Annotated in this window: 17 protein-coding genes; 11 read left to right on the top strand and 6 right to left on the bottom strand. The window is 32.9% G+C overall.

Annotated elements, in window-relative coordinates; translation table 11 throughout:
- Positions 1-7: 7 nt before the first annotated feature.
- Positions 8-826 (top strand): purine-nucleoside phosphorylase, encoded by an 819-nt coding sequence (locus tag ACFWM3_RS12180; RefSeq protein ID WP_056466918.1) that lies wholly within the window; start codon positions 8-10, stop codon positions 824-826.
- Between the two features lie 96 nt (positions 827-922).
- Positions 923-2,230 carry a pyrimidine-nucleoside phosphorylase gene (locus ACFWM3_RS12175; protein ID WP_056466914.1) on the top strand — a complete coding sequence of 436 codons (1,308 nt, stop codon included), beginning with the start codon at positions 923-925 and terminating at the stop codon, positions 2,228-2,230.
- A gap of 187 nt (positions 2,231-2,417) precedes the next feature.
- Here ACFWM3_RS12175 and ACFWM3_RS12170 read toward each other — a convergent pair whose 3' ends face one another.
- Together ACFWM3_RS12170 and ACFWM3_RS12165 are read right to left on the bottom strand one after the other, a co-directional pair.
- Positions 2,418-3,995, bottom strand: a complete 1,578-nt coding sequence (locus tag ACFWM3_RS12170) for a P-loop domain-containing protein (protein ID WP_390311492.1) — start codon at positions 3,993-3,995, stop codon at positions 2,418-2,420.
- Between the two features lie 109 nt (positions 3,996-4,104).
- Entirely contained in the window at positions 4,105-4,263 is a 159-nt protein-coding gene (locus tag ACFWM3_RS12165) for a hypothetical protein (protein ID WP_390311491.1), read from the bottom strand.
- Positions 4,264-4,894: 631 nt separating this feature from the next.
- On the opposite strand from ACFWM3_RS12165, the gene ACFWM3_RS12160 reads away from it, so the two are divergent.
- The 4 genes from ACFWM3_RS12160 (at position 4,895) to ACFWM3_RS12145 (ending at position 8,212) form a co-directional block, all read left to right on the top strand.
- Positions 4,895-5,722 (top strand): hypothetical protein, encoded by an 828-nt coding sequence (locus ACFWM3_RS12160; protein WP_390311490.1) that lies wholly within the window; start codon positions 4,895-4,897, stop codon positions 5,720-5,722.
- Positions 5,723-6,025: 303 nt separating this feature from the next.
- The gene (locus ACFWM3_RS12155) at positions 6,026-6,382 is read left to right on the top strand and encodes a DUF2500 domain-containing protein (RefSeq protein ID WP_056466903.1); all 357 of its coding nucleotides are present in this window, start codon (positions 6,026-6,028) and stop codon (positions 6,380-6,382) included.
- A gap of 229 nt (positions 6,383-6,611) precedes the next feature.
- Positions 6,612-7,556, top strand: a complete 945-nt coding sequence (locus ACFWM3_RS12150; RefSeq protein WP_390311489.1) for a nucleoside hydrolase — start codon at positions 6,612-6,614, stop codon at positions 7,554-7,556.
- Positions 7,557-7,822: 266 nt separating this feature from the next.
- On the top strand, positions 7,823-8,212 hold the full coding sequence (locus ACFWM3_RS12145; protein ID WP_390311488.1) for a hypothetical protein: 390 nt from the start codon (positions 7,823-7,825) through the stop codon (positions 8,210-8,212).
- 107 nt (positions 8,213-8,319) lie between these two features.
- Here ACFWM3_RS12145 and ACFWM3_RS12140 read toward each other — a convergent pair whose 3' ends face one another.
- Positions 8,320-8,787 carry a hypothetical protein gene (locus tag ACFWM3_RS12140; RefSeq protein WP_390311487.1) on the bottom strand — a complete coding sequence of 156 codons (468 nt, stop codon included), beginning with the start codon at positions 8,785-8,787 and terminating at the stop codon, positions 8,320-8,322.
- A 252-nt stretch (positions 8,788-9,039) separates the two neighbouring features.
- On the opposite strand from ACFWM3_RS12140, the gene ACFWM3_RS12135 reads away from it, so the two are divergent.
- Entirely contained in the window at positions 9,040-10,338 is a 1,299-nt protein-coding gene (locus ACFWM3_RS12135; protein ID WP_056466895.1) for an NCS2 family permease, read from the top strand.
- Positions 10,339-10,411: 73 nt separating this feature from the next.
- Here the strand turns inward: ACFWM3_RS12135 and ACFWM3_RS12130 are convergent, their stop codons facing one another.
- From ACFWM3_RS12130 to ACFWM3_RS12120, 3 genes are read right to left on the bottom strand one after another with little or no spacing between them, the layout of a single operon-like run.
- Positions 10,412-11,413, bottom strand: a complete 1,002-nt coding sequence (locus ACFWM3_RS12130) for an ABC transporter permease subunit (protein ID WP_390311486.1) — start codon at positions 11,411-11,413, stop codon at positions 10,412-10,414.
- Positions 11,406-12,284, bottom strand: coding sequence for an ABC transporter ATP-binding protein (locus ACFWM3_RS12125; protein ID WP_056466889.1), 879 nt, complete (start codon positions 12,282-12,284; stop codon positions 11,406-11,408). The genes ACFWM3_RS12130 and ACFWM3_RS12125 overlap by 8 nt, the downstream gene beginning before the upstream one ends.
- A 1-nt stretch (position 12,285) precedes the next feature.
- On the bottom strand, positions 12,286-12,669 hold the full coding sequence (locus tag ACFWM3_RS12120) for a GntR family transcriptional regulator (RefSeq protein WP_390311485.1): 384 nt from the start codon (positions 12,667-12,669) through the stop codon (positions 12,286-12,288).
- Between the two features lie 192 nt (positions 12,670-12,861).
- Between ACFWM3_RS12120 and ACFWM3_RS12115 the strand changes: the two genes are divergently transcribed.
- The 4 genes from ACFWM3_RS12115 to sigF all read left to right on the top strand — a co-directional run bounded on the left by ACFWM3_RS12115 (position 12,862) and on the right by sigF (position 15,713).
- Positions 12,862-14,025, top strand: coding sequence for a D-alanyl-D-alanine carboxypeptidase family protein (locus ACFWM3_RS12115; protein WP_056466886.1), 1,164 nt, complete (start codon positions 12,862-12,864; stop codon positions 14,023-14,025).
- A gap of 128 nt (positions 14,026-14,153) precedes the next feature.
- Entirely contained in the window at positions 14,154-14,504 is a 351-nt protein-coding gene (gene spoIIAA, locus ACFWM3_RS12110; RefSeq protein ID WP_025672020.1) for an anti-sigma F factor antagonist, read from the top strand.
- On the top strand, positions 14,504-14,944 hold the full coding sequence (spoIIAB, locus tag ACFWM3_RS12105; protein WP_056466884.1) for an anti-sigma F factor: 441 nt from the start codon (positions 14,504-14,506) through the stop codon (positions 14,942-14,944). The genes spoIIAA and spoIIAB overlap by 1 nt, the downstream gene beginning before the upstream one ends.
- Before the next feature lie 13 nt (positions 14,945-14,957).
- Positions 14,958-15,713 (top strand): RNA polymerase sporulation sigma factor SigF, encoded by a 756-nt coding sequence (gene sigF / locus ACFWM3_RS12100; protein WP_056466881.1) that lies wholly within the window; start codon positions 14,958-14,960, stop codon positions 15,711-15,713.
- Positions 15,714-15,769: the final 56 nt, after the last annotated feature.

The raw sequence follows: 15,769 nt of genomic DNA, 5'->3' as shown, positions 1-15,769 counted from the left end.
GTTACATATGAATAAAGAAAATATTGATAAAGCCGCTGAATTTATTAAAAGTAAAGTTGACAGACAGCCTAAAATTGGATTGATTTTAGGATCTGGCTTAGGAATTCTTGTTGATGAAATTGAAAACCAAGAAAAAATTCCGTATCATACAATTCCTGAATATCCAACATCAACAGTTGAAGGACATGAAGGACAACTAGTCTTTGGTACGATACATGGTATTGAAGTAGTAGCAATGCAAGGAAGAGTACACTACTACGAAGGTTATAGCATGGAAAAAGTTACATTCCCTGTTCGCATCATGAAAGAACTAGGTGTTGAAAAATTAATCGTAACGAATGCTGCAGGTGGAGTTAATACTTCATACGAACCTGGTGATTTAATGTTAATTACAGACCATATTAATTTTACTGGTACTAGTCCACTAATTGGACCAAATAACCCAGAGCTAGGTGTTCGTTTTGTCGATATGTCTTATCCGTATGACCGTGAATTAAGAGAACTTGCAAAAAGTGCTGCTAGTGAAGTAGATGTAAAACTTCAAGAAGGAGTTTACGCTGCACTGACAGGACCATCTTATGAAACACCAGCTGAAATTCGCATGTTTAGAACATTAGGTGCTGATGCAGTAGGGATGTCAACTGTATCTGAAGTAATTGTGGCACGTCATGCTGAATTAAGAGTACTTGGTATTTCTTGTATTTCAAACATGGCAGCGGGAATTTTAGATCAACCTCTAAACCATGAAGAAGTAATTGAAACAACACAAAGAGTAAGAGCTTCATTTTTATCTTTAGTAAAAGAGATTATTCGTAAAATCGGTTAATTCAAAAGTTAACGAAAATATAAAGGACTTCTACATTATGTGGAAGTCACTTTTCATTAGAAGTAATATACACAAATCAGAAAGAGGCGTTTCAAAATGAGAATGGTAGATTTAATTGAAAAAAAACGTGACGGAAAAACATTAACAACTGAAGAAGTTAATTTTGTAATCAAAGGTTTCACAGATGGAAGTGTACCTGATTATCAAATGAGTGCTTTTGCAATGGCAGTTTTCTTAAAGGGAATGACTGAGAAAGAATACAGTGATTTAACAATGGCTATGGTACACTCTGGTGATACAATTGATCTTTCAAATATTGAAGGAATCAAAGTAGATAAGCATTCAACTGGTGGAGTAGGTGATACAACTACACTTGTATTAGGTCCATTAGTAGCTTCTTTAGATATTCCAGTAGCAAAAATGAGCGGACGTGGTTTAGGTCACACTGGTGGTACAATTGATAAATTAGAAGCTGTAGAAGGTTTCCATGTTGAATTAACAGAAGAAGAATTTACAAAACAAGTAAATGATATTAAATTAGCTGTTATCGGACAAACAGGAGATTTAACACCTGCTGACAAAAAGTTATATGCACTACGTGATGTAACAGCAACTGTTAACTCAATCCCATTAATTTCAAGTTCAATTATGAGTAAAAAAATTGCTGCTGGTGCAGACGCAATTGTTTTAGATGTTAAAACAGGTGCAGGCGCATTTATGAAAGATATTGATGATGCACGCGATTTAGCTAAAGCGATGGTTAAGATTGGAAACAACGTTGGAAGACATACAGTTGCAGTAATTTCTGATATGAGCCAACCATTAGGTTTTGCGATTGGTAATGCATTAGAAGTGAAAGAAGCAATTGACACACTTAAAGGTGAAGGTCCAAAAGATTTAGAAGAATTATGTTTAGTATTAGGTAGTCAAATGGTTGTATTAGCTAAAAAAGCTGCAACAATTGAAGAAGCAAGAGCTAAACTTCTAGAAAACATGAAAAACGGAAAAGCTTTAGAAGTATTTAAAGCATTCTTAGTAGCTCAAGGTGGAGACGGTTCAGTAGTAGATGATCCATCAAAATTACCTCAAGCTAAATATGTAAAAGAAGTAGTAGCGAAGCAAGACGGTTATGTTTCACAAATCGTAGCTGATGCTGTTGGAACAGCTGCTATGAAATTAGGTGCTGGACGTGCAACAAAAGAATCAGTTATTGACTTAGCTGTTGGATTAATGCTAAACAAAAAAGTAGGCGAAGCAGTTAAAAAAGGCGATTCATTAGTTACTGTTTATTCAAGCACAGAAGATATTAGTGAAGTTGAAAAAGACTTACTAGAAAACATTAAAATTTCTGCTGAAAAAGTAGAAGAACCTACATTAGTTTATGATTTAATTATGGAAGCTTAAGTATTTTTAAAAGCTATTCTCACAAGATGAGAATAGCTTTTTTATATTGTTCACTTGTTGGTTTCTGAGACTTTTCAATGCAATTTTTTAACTTTACTATTTGATTATCAAGATAATTAATATTTATGTCGTAATTAGAGATGTTCAGATGGCTCAGGTTGAATAAAATTCAAATGTTTCATCCGGTTTATGACAGATAATACTTCATTAATTCTAGGTAATTCAAGCCATCTTTCGAAACCAGGAAAAAAGGAAGAAAATACAATATCCACTCCTTCTTTCTCGATTTCTTCAAGTTATTTTTGATGTTTTCATGAAGAAAGATGGTGCGATCCTGATTCCTTATAGCTATTTTTCGAATTAAAAAGGCAATCGCTGCAAGCTGTGCGTGTGATGTGATATTGTAAAGCCCTCTAATATCAATTTGTTCATCACCGATCATCATATATCCCATCGTTGAAACGATCAACTTCTCTGTACCACTGCCCTGTGGATAGCTCGAAAAGTGATCGGTAGTTATATTTCTTTCTATCTCCCATTTTGTATGGGGGATGCGCTCTCGGGGTATTTCGAGTTCACATAAATTTTTTGCTTCCTCTGTTACGTTTTTTGGCACAAAATTGTCCATTAGGATGATTTGATCGGCTACGGCTAAAAATTCACTGCTCCCTCCAATAACAAGAATAGAAGATACGCCAACAGCCTCATGTAGCTCCTTTACACGTTCTGTAAATGGTGTAATGGGTTCGCGCTTGATTAATGAACGCATTTTGTTGTCTTGAATCATAAAATTGGTCGCACTTCTGTCTTCATCAATAAGAAGAAGCTTACACCCGTAGTTAATTGCCTCCATAATATTTGCAGCTTGAGATGTGGAACCCGAGGCGTAGTCAGTCGAAAACAGTTCAGCCGAATTATGGGGTATCCATTTTATGAAAGGCGTAATATTGATATTTTTTATGGAGCGGCCTTCCTCTGCAGAGATTTCCATTGCACTTTGATCTGTTATCACAAATTCTCGTCCGTCGCCTTTGATGTGATTGTAAATCCCAGAATTTAGTGCATCCAGCAAAGTGCTTTTACCCGAATAACCACCGCCGGTAATGACCGTCACGCCATGTTTTATACCCATTCCCCGCATACCACAAATTTCTACTTCAACATCTTCCGGGGATGTAAAAGGCAAGGCATCCTCTAGTGGGCCGCTATTGTCTTTATTTCTTGGCAAAATGCTGCCATTCCCAATAAACGCACAATAACCACTAGATTTTAGCCATTCGCGAATCATATTTTGTTTTTTTGTCAATTCAAAAGCAGCATTTAATTTGATGAGATCAAACTTAGCAATAAATTTCTCCACTTCTTTTAGAAGCATTTTGCAGAGCATGCGCATTGCTTTATTATTATCCTTGAATGGAAGTTGAACTGTAATCATTATACATAAATACCATTTTCCTGAGATGACTTCGACAAATGATGCATTACGTTGCATCAACACATTGGTTGGACGAAAACAATAAAAAGCACCGTTTTCTTTATCAGAACGTGACCGGTTATAAATCCCTTCATTTAATGCCTCAATATGATCAACCCATTCTCTTAATGCAAAATCCGAGAGAACAATTTGATTCATATTTTCATCTAAGCCGAGACGGTCAAAAGGTATTTGTATGGTGATACAAGGTTTATCTTGTGTGAGTTTATGCGTCCTTGTAATGTAGTAGGCAACTTCATTATTCCAATAGGTTGGGTCTTCATAAATCATACTATATGATGACTGTCCGGATTGTAATGAACGAAAATATTGAGCTAGTCTTTTAATAAAGTATCATCCTTTCATATTTGGAAAGCTGCGAATAAAGGAATTTAATTTCCTAAGTTGAAACGATAGCTAGATTAGGTGGTCCCTTATCCTTTGGAACAAGGTAATAACTATTCGGTTCGGTCTCGAATCTCCAAGTAGCCTGTTCAAACATAAACCTGTGCTTTTTGAAATTTTCCGTGGAAAGTGCATTCCATCCTGAGTATTTCAATAAATATCCCCCTAATAGAGTTCAAATCAATTTGTATGACAATCGATTAAATCCTAATTAATTTCAAAATAAAACCAATTTTGTTGCCTTGACCAACCTTTGGCCCAAAAAAATAACAGCCACTCAGTAAGTGGCTGTCATAGAATAGATCGGCAAGAAAGCTTGAACGGTCATTCTGCCTAAAAATATAAAAGCCCTGAGAGTGAATCCTACCCTCAGAGCTTAATTAATGTATTTATATAAAAATTACAAACTAAATAGCAATATGAGGATAAGACATATATTTTTTTGTTTTCATTGTTATCCTCACCTCATTACGATTTATTTTTACAGCAACACAATCCTAACATTTATTGAACCATTTGACAAGAGGTGCATCGCATATTGTTTTGTTGAAAAAAAATGCTAGACTAAATTCTTTATAATCTGATGTTGAGTTGAACAACTTTTAAGTTGCTTCGGTAGCTTTTCTATATTCAACTATATAGCAGGTGAATATAAATAAGTTCAATTTTCGTGTCAAAATGACGAAATTACCCCAAATTACACTCGTAGTTCTATACTGTATACTTATTTTTATGGGAGTAACTGGAAATTTGGTTAAACGAAAATAAAAATAGGAATACATAGTATGAAAAATAAGAAATTAATTTCTCTTTTTATCTTAATAGTTGTTGTGTCTTCAATTCTATTATATAAGCACCGAACTGATGCTGAAACTGTAAAGGTAAAAGTAGGACATTCAAATAAGTTCACTAAGGACGAAATAAATGCAGCAGTAAGTGCAGTAAAAGAAAAATTCAAAGGTTATAAAGGATGTACACTGACGGATCTATGGTATTCAGAAAAAGATTCTCTTGCGATCACCAAAGATTATATGAATAATGGTGGCGGTTATGAAACGGTTGTAGGCGATAAAAATGTAATTGTTTTGCTTTCTAACTTTGAAGTAGATTCTTCTGGTGGTGATGGAAGTTGGAAGCCAAATTCGACTCAGACTAGATATGCTTGGACTTTAATTAGAAATAATGAAAAGGGAAAATGGAGAGTTGAACAAGCGGAAGATAATTATACAGATGCTGATAATATAAAAGTAAGAATAGGACAATCTAAAAAGTTCACTAAGGACGATATTATCACTGCGTTTGATACAGTCAAGAAAGAATTCAAGAAAGATGAAAATAATGAAGGATGCACAATTACGGAACTACACTATTCAGAGTTTCAAGCGATCGATGCAGATACAATTGAAGCGTATATGGAAAATAAAAATGCCATTGTTGTCTTTTCTACCATTAAAACCGCTCCTACAGTTGTAGGTGGTTGGGATGCAAATAAAACGATGGATAATTTTAGTTGGACGCTGGTTAGGGATAGTAAAAAAGGAAAATGGAGAGTTAAGGATACGGAATATGCATTAGATTTAAATTCATTCTTTTTAACTAATGCAATGCTTTAGTTTAACAGGAATCTACTATTCAAGTAGTCTTTTTATTGTACTACATGGTAAATTAGTAGAATAAGGATAATTTTGGAGTAGGAATCTTATTGATGTCTTTTGTGTATACAAGAGAACGGTACAAAAAAGAGAATGAGGAAGTAATTACCTGTTTGTATAGATGGTCTCCATTTATTACACTGGTATGTTGCAAAAGGAATTATCATTTTTATAACATTATTTTTTATTATTTTTCCTATATTAAACTACTTATAAAATTTATATACCTAAATTTATTCTATTCAACTTGCTAGGAGGGGTAAAATGTTTGAAGGTGAAGATTTTATGTTTACGTTTGGTCCAATTTTCATTGGTATTAGTTTTGTAATTGTTATATCCATTGTTTTATTTTCAATAATAAAAGGAGTTACACAATGGAATAAAAATAACAACTCACCAAAATTAAATGTAAAAGCGAAAGCTATAACTAAAAGAACAGCAGTACATGGTGGCAGGGAACATTCGTCATATAGTAATTATTTTGTAACGTTCGAAGTAGAAAGTGGAGATCGGTTAGAATTCCAGGTAAAGGATACTGAATACGGAATGATTGTTGAAGGTGATGATGGAGAACTTACATTTCAAGGCACAAGATATCAAAGTTTTATTAGAAGTAGATAAATTCAATTAAATAAAAAAGTGTTATGAATATCATGAAAAATTGAACTGTTAAAAAATGAAATTATATAAATCCCGATGAATGAAATATATGGGGATATAAAAAACATCCTATAGTGAAAATATAGGATGTTTTTTATACTTTTCAAATAGATAACTACATACCATTATATCAAAGGAATAAATAATAAAAAAAATGTTCCAAAGTTTTGATATAAAGGGAGCTAAGCTGATGGGAAAGAAAGTGTTATTCTTCGGAGATGTAGGAATTGATGATGCGATTGCTTTGGTTTATGCAAGATTAACAGAAGATATTAATATAATTGGGATTGTGGCGGATTACGGCAATGTTTCTAAAAAAGAAACGACTAGGAATGTTCGTTTTTTACTTAAAAGGTCAGGAAAAGAATATATTAAAGTCTATGGTGGTGCTGAGAAACCAATGACGGGAGAAATCCCAACCTATTACCTTGATATACATGGTCCGTTTGGTTTAGGCCCAATTGATCCAGGTTTAAAGTTAGAGAACTTAGAAAACTTTTATGAAGTTATCAAGTTGATTGAGCAGTATAAGGACGAACTAATTATTGTGAATACTGGGAGGTTAACCTCGCTAGCCACCTTATTTATCTTATACGAAGATCTGATGAAAACTGTGAATTCTTACTATATCATGGGTGGCGCATTTCTATATCCTGGAAATGTTACACCAATTGCAGAAGCGAATTTTCACGGAGATCCGATCGCAGCTAATATCGTTATGAAATATGCAAAAGGTGCATATATTTTTCCATTAAATGTAACACAAAATGCCATAGTTACTCCTGCAATGGCCAATTATATTCATTCTAAAGGGAAAACTGATCTTGTAAAACCACTATTAGATTATTATTATTTTAACTTTTATCAAAAGCAGGTACCGGGCATAAAGGGGAGTCCAGTTCATGATGCAGTAACTCTCATGGCAGTCATTCGAAGCGATCTATTTAAATTCTATCAATCTGCTGTTGTCATTGATTCAACAGGTGTAGCTAGAGGTCAAAGTATTGCAGATTTTCGAGTAACAAATACTCCTGAGAAATTTGATGGAAGAGAGCAACAACATATTGCAATAGGGTTAGATTATGAAGGGTTTTATAAGGATTTTATGTCGATTATGACTGGGGAGAAATTCTAGCTTAAAAATTTAATAGAGAAAATTTATTTGATTCAAACTTTAGAGGTTCGATATAGGATTGTTGAAGTTCATAAAACTGCTTAATTGCAGTTTTTTTTTGTTTTATTAAATGGTAGTTTTTCATTCGGATTTTTAAATACACAAAAGTAATTTTCATTATAAAAACTTATTTCTCTCTATAATTCAGCCTGAGGACGTATTAAATAAATTTTACATGTCAGTATAATTTATTTAATGTAATATATCTCGCAAAGGTGGGAAGAGAGTTGAAAAAGTTAAATACGCTTTTTTTCATTGGGGTCTTAATGCTGATTTTAGGGGGGATTTGGGCTTATCAGATGAATAAAATTGGAGCAATTGAATGGTTGTTGTTACTCTCGGGAATCATTATGGGTATCTTAACAGGGATCATTCAAGGGTGGGCAATCACTCGTGAAAAACGAGGGGAAATCGGTTCTGGAAAAAGGAAGCTCTGGGTGATTGGATCAATCATTATATTAATTTCACTGAAAGTTTCTTTAAATATTTTAATTCCATCGTATTTAGCATTGAGTGAAAGTGGAATATGGTTATCTATAATATTTGCTATTGGAGGTCTACTCTTGGGACGATCTCTTTTTACTATCTTTGGGAAGTTGAACGTAACAGCTACATAATTTCAATTCCTTAGTAGGATATCAAGGAATGAAGAGTAAAAAAATAAACCCCACCATTTTATGGAAGGGGTTGTTTGATTTTGTTTATTGTAAAATTTATATCTCTTTTAAATACTTAAACTTCCAAATAACATAAGTACGAAAATGATATATGGAAAGAGGATTAAAAACCATATAAACGGCTTTTTCCACGTATCGAGTTTTTCATAGATCGCTATAGTGATTAATAAGATAACCCCTATTGGGATTAATAGAAAGCCATACATGTCAGTGAATGAAAATCTCTGTGAAATAAAGGGTAAAAACAATAAGCCGATACAGCTAATAAGCTTAAATACTGTACCTTTATTGATTATCAATTTAGTAATAATAGATGTAATCAGTATGATGGCAATAAAATATACTAACAAATACATTGTAAAATAAAAGGATCCTGATAATTCCCTACCAGCCCCAGTACCATCGGCGTCAGTAGACATTCCAAATAAAAAAAACAACATTGGAAAGATAATGGGACTTGTAACTAGCAATGTAAAACCAATTGCTGCAGACACTTTCTTAAATAGTTCTTTCAAAATAAACACTCCTAATATAATTCTCTAGTGTTATCTTACGAAATGAAACTAAAAAAATATATAGGAGTTGCTCAATTAATTGGGATCCTAGGCACTGTTTTCGTTGCAATCCTGATTTGTCAAAAAGTTTTTATAAATGAAACACTAAAGAAAATTATTTTCTTGTTTAATTATTTGATTAAATTTAGTATAATTGTAATCGTGCCTTGTTGCATGGGTGGGAGAGGGAGACACTAAAAGAGAGGAATTTCTTTGAAAAATTTATTGAACAAACAGTTTAATCTTGAAGGTAGCGGTACGACCATTAAAACGGAGTTGATTGCAGGTGCAGTTTCTTTTTTAACACTTGTCTATATTTTGTCCGTTAATAGTACAATTTTGCATGATGCAGGTATACCGTTCCAAGGTGCAATGATTGCCACAATTCTGTCAGCTTTTTTTGGAAGCGTTATGATGGGATTATGGAGTAATTCACCTTTAGTATTAGTTCCAGGAATGGGCATCAACGCATTGTTTACTTATACAATGGTTGGAGAAATGGGAATGAATTGGAAAGAAGCACTTGCTGTTGTATTCGTAAGTGGAATCTTATTATCAATTTTATCATTCACAAAATTAATTAAGAAATTAACAACTGCTATTCCATTATCACTAAAAAGTGCAATTACAGTTGGAATTGGATTTTTCTTAACATTTATCGGTCTTCAAGCTGGTGGGATTGTTGTAAAAAATGAAAGTACGTTTGTATCCATCGCGAATTTTACAAACATGGATGTTTTAGCAACAGTTATTACACTAGGTATTGCGATTTATCTTTTTATTAAAAATGTACCTGCAAACTTTTTAATTACGGTTATTTTAGGTACAATCATTTCATTCATTTTACATGGTGGAATTGAAAAAGCACATGATACATCGAGAATAACAATGAAATCTGCTAGTGAGGTTGTCGGACAACTGACCTTTGCTCATATATTGAGTTTTCCATTTTGGATTGCAGTATTTTCGTTAACGATGGTTGTATTATTTGAATCAATCGGTATTATTCATGGTCAATTAAGCATGATAAACCAAGAGCATAAGCAACAAAAGGTTGTTCAAGGAACTGCGTTTGGTATTATTTTATCCGGTTTACTTGGAACTAGTCCAACAGTTATTGCTGTTGAAGGTAGTGCAGGTATCAGTTCTGGTGGTAGAACAGGTCTTACTTCTGTTGTAACTGGATTTTTATTTTTAGGTTGTTTACTCTTTATGCCATTAATAGCATATATTCCAACATCTGCGATTGCACCAATCTTAATCATAATCGGTTCATTAATGGTTAAACACATTACAGATATTCAATTGGATGATCCTACTGAGGCAATACCAGCCTTCTTAATTTTAGCATTCATCCCTTTAACATATAGTATTATTGACGGAATTGCATTCGGTTTTATTGCTTATCCATTAGTTAAAATGGCAGCAGGTAAGAAAACTGAAATCACACCATATATGGTGGCAATTTCAGCATTATTTTTTGTACGTTTCGCATTGAACTTTATCACATAAAAAAAAGCGCTGATTTCTCTACTGAGAAACAGCGCTTTTTATTTTGGTGTTTTATGAATTTTTTTGAAAAACATTAATCAAAAAATTTATTTAATCGTTTATAGAAGAAATAGCCAACAACGGTACCTATTATTAATCCAATCACGTAAATAATCGTGTTATTTCCATTTGCAATTGTAGATGTTAGTAAAGCGATTAATGTTGCTGTAAGATATACAAATAATCCGTTTACGAAAAACCCGAATTTTTTATATACGAATAATTTGCCATTATTGACATTCGCATGTCTGTTATAACATAATAACCCGATTATTAAAAATGCAACGATATAAAGGATAATGATCGTTAAATTTCCATAGTCTATAGTTGGATAATCAACGATTTGTTCATTAAAATCCTTTGAAATTGATAGTTGGCCAGCTAGATATGGAATAGACCAACTAGTAATCAGTTTTTCAAAGCTATTACCAGTTAATTTATAGTTAATGAGGCCATTTAAATTTGAATAGATACTAAAATAGATAATACTAGGTGAGAAAATCGTAAAAATAGTGAAAAGTGTTTGTGAAAAATAATGACCAGTAATTGTTCCAATCGATAGACCAATAGTAAAAAAAGCAATCGTAAATAGGAAAATGACAGTAAAAATAGTTACAAATGATGAAGCATCAATATATTTGTGAAGATTAGTATTGTAATGGATTAATAGAGTTAAAATAATTAATCCAACAGTCGCCATAAAAATATGAGCAATTCCAAACATCCATTTTGATAAATAAAGTTGTCTCGGTGAGTATGGAAGTGAAAATTGAAAATCAATTCCTCCTGTATTACGGCCAATTCCGATCAATAAGATACTTAGGATTAATACAATAATCGGTGAAATAACTGCTAGCATACTAAAGTCAGTTATATAAAGGTACGGATTACTCGGATTTGTTAGTAATGCTCGATTTAATTCATCCGTGTTATTGTAATAGCTAAATGGAAGAATAATCAGGTAGACAAGATATAATAAAATAAGTGCAAGCCTAGATTGTTTAGAATTTATTAGCCACAATGCTTTACTAAACATATAAGTCCCCTCCATCGTTTATGAAAAATAAATCCTCTAAAGTCAATGGAAGTTCTTCTAAAAGAAGCGGATTTTCATTTTCCATTCGTTTTATATATTCGTCTTTATTTCCATTAATAATGATAATTGCTACTTTGCCGGTTTTTGAGAATACAGAAATAGACGGGTCTTCTTCCAATATTTTAGGTAAGCCATTTTCAAATGCTACTTGTAATTTATAAAATTGATTCGTACTTTCTTCCATTGTAGAGATTGAATTAATTCTTCCGTCCTTAATAAATAAATATTGATCAATTATTTTCTCAAGCTCAGCAAGATGATGTGATGAAATAATAACTCCAACTGATTCTGTGCTTGCATATTCAATTATTAATTGCAAAACAGTCCGTTTAACGACTGGGTCTAAACCGTTAGTCGGTTCGTCTAAAATGACATATTTTGCATTAGTCGAAAAGGTTAATAATAAATAGATCAGTGTTTTCATCCCTTTAGAGTATTTACGTAGAGATGTATTAGGTAACTTATATTTATTTAATGCTTCTAAAAATTTGTGTTTATTGAAGTTTGGATATGAATTTTCATAGATCGTAATAAGTTCTTTCACACTATATTGATTAATGAAATTTGTAGAATCACTCATATATGCAATTTGTCTTCTAGTAATTGGTGATTCGTTAATCTCCTCATCATCAATTAGTATTGAGCCTTCGTCTGGAGATAAAATGCCAACGATCGTCCTTAAAAGAGTCGTTTTACCAGCTCCATTTCTACCGATTAAGCCTGTGATTTTACCTTTTTCGATTTGAAAGTTTAGATTTTTTAATACTTCCTGTTCATCGAGTTTTTTATTTAAATGATGGATTTTCAGCAAACTATTCAGCTCCTTTATTAGAATAAAACTCTTTTACCCAATTCATTATTTCTTCCTCTTCAACGCCATCTGTTAAACAATCAATTAATAAATTGGACAGCTTATTTTTATATTTTAAAAGGGTGTCTGTTGAAACAGTCTCTTTCGTTAAACCAATTACAAATGTTCCTTTACCCCTTATCGTTTCGATGACGCCAGTGCGCTCTAGTTCTTGATAGGCTCTACTAACAGTATTTGGATTAATTACCAATGTGGTTGCTAATTCACGTACGGAAGGAAGTTTATCTCCATTTACCAAAATCTTTCTTAGCATCTGCTCTTTTGTTTGTAGAACAATTTGCTCCCAAAGCGGTAAATGGCTTCTTGGGTCTAAAATAATAATCAAGAGATCACCACCTCAAATGTTTTCTTAAGTGTATGGAGTGTATTAAGTGTATGAGTATAATTAATACACTTTACTTATATCATATGTTCTCATGTATGTAAATAGTTCCATTCTTTCTAATATTTTCTTCTGTGCTTGATTAAACTACTTATATTTGGAAAAAATATGTATGAAAAGAATGGAGGGTTATAGATGAAAAGGGTATTACTAACTCTTTTAAGTAGTGTTATGATCTTTTCTTTATCACTACCTAAAGTAGATGCAAGAGAGACACAAAATAATGATGTAAGTTTGGCAAAAAATGCATTATCTTCTGTAATTATTGAACAAGATACTGGCAAAATCTTATATGAAAAAGATGCTAGAAAAGAGCTTCCACCAGCAAGTATGACTAAGATCATGACAATGCTTATTATTATGGAAGAAATCAATAAAGGAAAACTCAGGCTGGATGATAAAGTAATGACAAGTGAACATGCTGCGTCAATGGGCGGATCACAAATCTTTTTAGAACCTGGCGAAGAGATGACTGTAAAAGAAATGTTAAAAGGGATTGCAATCGCATCGGGAAATGATGCATCAGTTGCAATGGCAGAGAAAATTGCAGGTACAGAAGAGGCATTTGTCGCTTTAATGAATAAAAAAGTAAAACAGTTAGGATTAAAAAATACACATTTTGAAAATCCAACTGGGTTACCTGCACCTGGTCATTATTCATCAGCGTATGATATGGCAATCATGGGAAGAGAGCTTTTAAAATATCCATTAATCACAAAATTTACTGGTACTTATGAAGATTACTTGAGAAAAGATACTGAAAAACAATTTTGGTTAGTTAATACGAATAAACTAGTTCGTTTTTATCCAGGAGCAGATGGATTAAAAACTGGATTTACTGCAGAAGCAAAATATTGTTTAACAGCAACTGCTAAGAAGAACAACATGCGAGTAGTTAGCGTAATTATGGGTGCGCCTACTTCTAAAGAAAGAAATGCACAAATGACAAATATGCTTGATTATGCATTTAATCAATATCAAGTAAAGCAATTAATTAAACAAGGTGAGAATATCGAAAGACTTAGTATTAGCAAAGGTAAGTCTAAAGGTGTAAATGTTATTACAAAAAGCCCAGTTTCAGTTGTATTGAAGAAGGGTGAGGCGCTGAATAAAATTACGAAAGATATTAAGCTTAACAAAAATATTCAAGCACCAATTAAAAAAGGGGAAGTTGTCGGAGTTTTAGTCTTAAAACAAGGTAGTAAAGTTTTATCTAAAACAGACTTAGTGGCGAATAAATCGGTAAGTAAAGCGAATTGGTATGATTTATTTAAGCGTACTGTTGGTGGATTCAACTAATTATTTCCGACTAATTTCGAGTATTCCTAAAAGATTTGGCGTTTTCCCACTAGTTTTGTCATGCATGAAGGAATTCGGTTTAGTTTTAACGAAACTTTCAATAACCGTCAAATAAGGAGGTTATTGTAGTGAGTCTTAATATTGAACTTGAAGTGAAAAATGCAATCCTTTGTGTAAGACTAGCAGGGGAATTAGATCATCACACTGCTGAGGATTTACGTTTACAAGTAAATGAGGTATTAGAGTCACGGACTATCAAACATATTTTATTAAATCTTGAGCATTTAACATTTATGGATAGTTCTGGTTTAGGTGTCATTTTAGGTAGATATAAAGTTATTCGAAATAAAGGTGGAGAAATGGTTGTATGCTCAATTTCTCCATCAATTAAGCGGTTATTTGATATGTCTGGTTTATTTAAGATCGTTCATTTAGCTGATGATGAGTCAAATGGACTTAATGTATTGGGGGTGGCATAATGCGAAATGAGATGAACCTTCAATTTTCTGCATTAAGTCAAAATGAATCATTTGCTCGTGTAACTGTAGCTGCATTTATTACTCAGCTTGATCCTACTTTAGATGAATTAACTGAAATTAAAACTGTAGTATCTGAGGCTGTTACAAATGCGATTATTCATGGGTATGAAAATAATCCTGAAGGGATCGTATTCATTTCAGTTTTACTTGAAGATCAGACAGTAACTTTAACAATTCGAGATGAAGGAATTGGTATTTCTGATTTAGATGAAGCAATGCAACCTTTATATACTTCAAAACCAGATTTAGAAAGATCCGGCATGGGATTTACGATTATGGAGAATTTCATGGATCAATGTGAAGTTGTGTCCACTATTAATGTTGGTACAACGATTACGGTTAAAAAGTACTTATCAAATAGCAATGTTTTAAGTAATTAAGGAGAATCCGCCTATGGACGTAGAAGTCAAGCAAGATCAACCCCGTGCGCAGTTAAAGGATCATGAATTAAAAGAGTTAATTAAGCGTAGTCAGGCTGGAGATCAATTGGCTAGAGACAGCATCGTCGGGCACAACATGAGACTGGTATGGTCAGTTGTTCAGCGCTTTATTAACCGTGGATATGAACCAGATGATTTATTTCAGATTGGTTGTATCGGTTTATTGAAATCGGTAGATAAATTTGATCTATCTTATGATGTACGATTTTCTACATACGCTGTTCCAATGATTATCGGAGAAATCCAACGATTTATTCGAGACGATGGAACAGTTAAAGTGAGTCGTTCATTAAAGGAAACGAATAATAAGATTCGAAAAGCAAAAGAAGAATTAAGTAAAACGCTTGGAAGAATGCCTACAATTAACGAGATTGCTACTCATATGGAAATTACACCAGAGGATGTTGTACTTGCGCAAGAAGCTAGTAGAGCTCCTTCATCAATTCATGAAACGGTGTATGAAAATGATGGGGATCCAATTACATTGTTAGATCAAATTGCTGATAACCATGAAACAAATTGGTTTGAAAAATTTGCATTAAAAGAAGCGATAAAACAATTAGATGATCGAGAGCGATTAATTGTCTATTTAAGATACTATAAAGATCAAACTCAATCAGAAGTTGCTGAACGATTAGGAATTTCTCAAGTGCAAGTATCAAGACTAGAGAAAAAAATTCTCCAACAAATGAAAGACAAAATTAAATAAAATCATAGCTAAAAAAGCTGAAGAATCGTATTGAATACAAAACGATTTTTCAGCTT

The organism is Gottfriedia sp. NPDC058432 (genome assembly GCF_042721555.1).
Classification (GTDB): Bacteria; Bacillota; Bacilli; order Bacillales; family Bacillaceae_G; genus Gottfriedia.
Note: the sequence above shows the minus strand (reverse complement) of the source record. Positions and strands in the feature narration are given on the sequence as shown.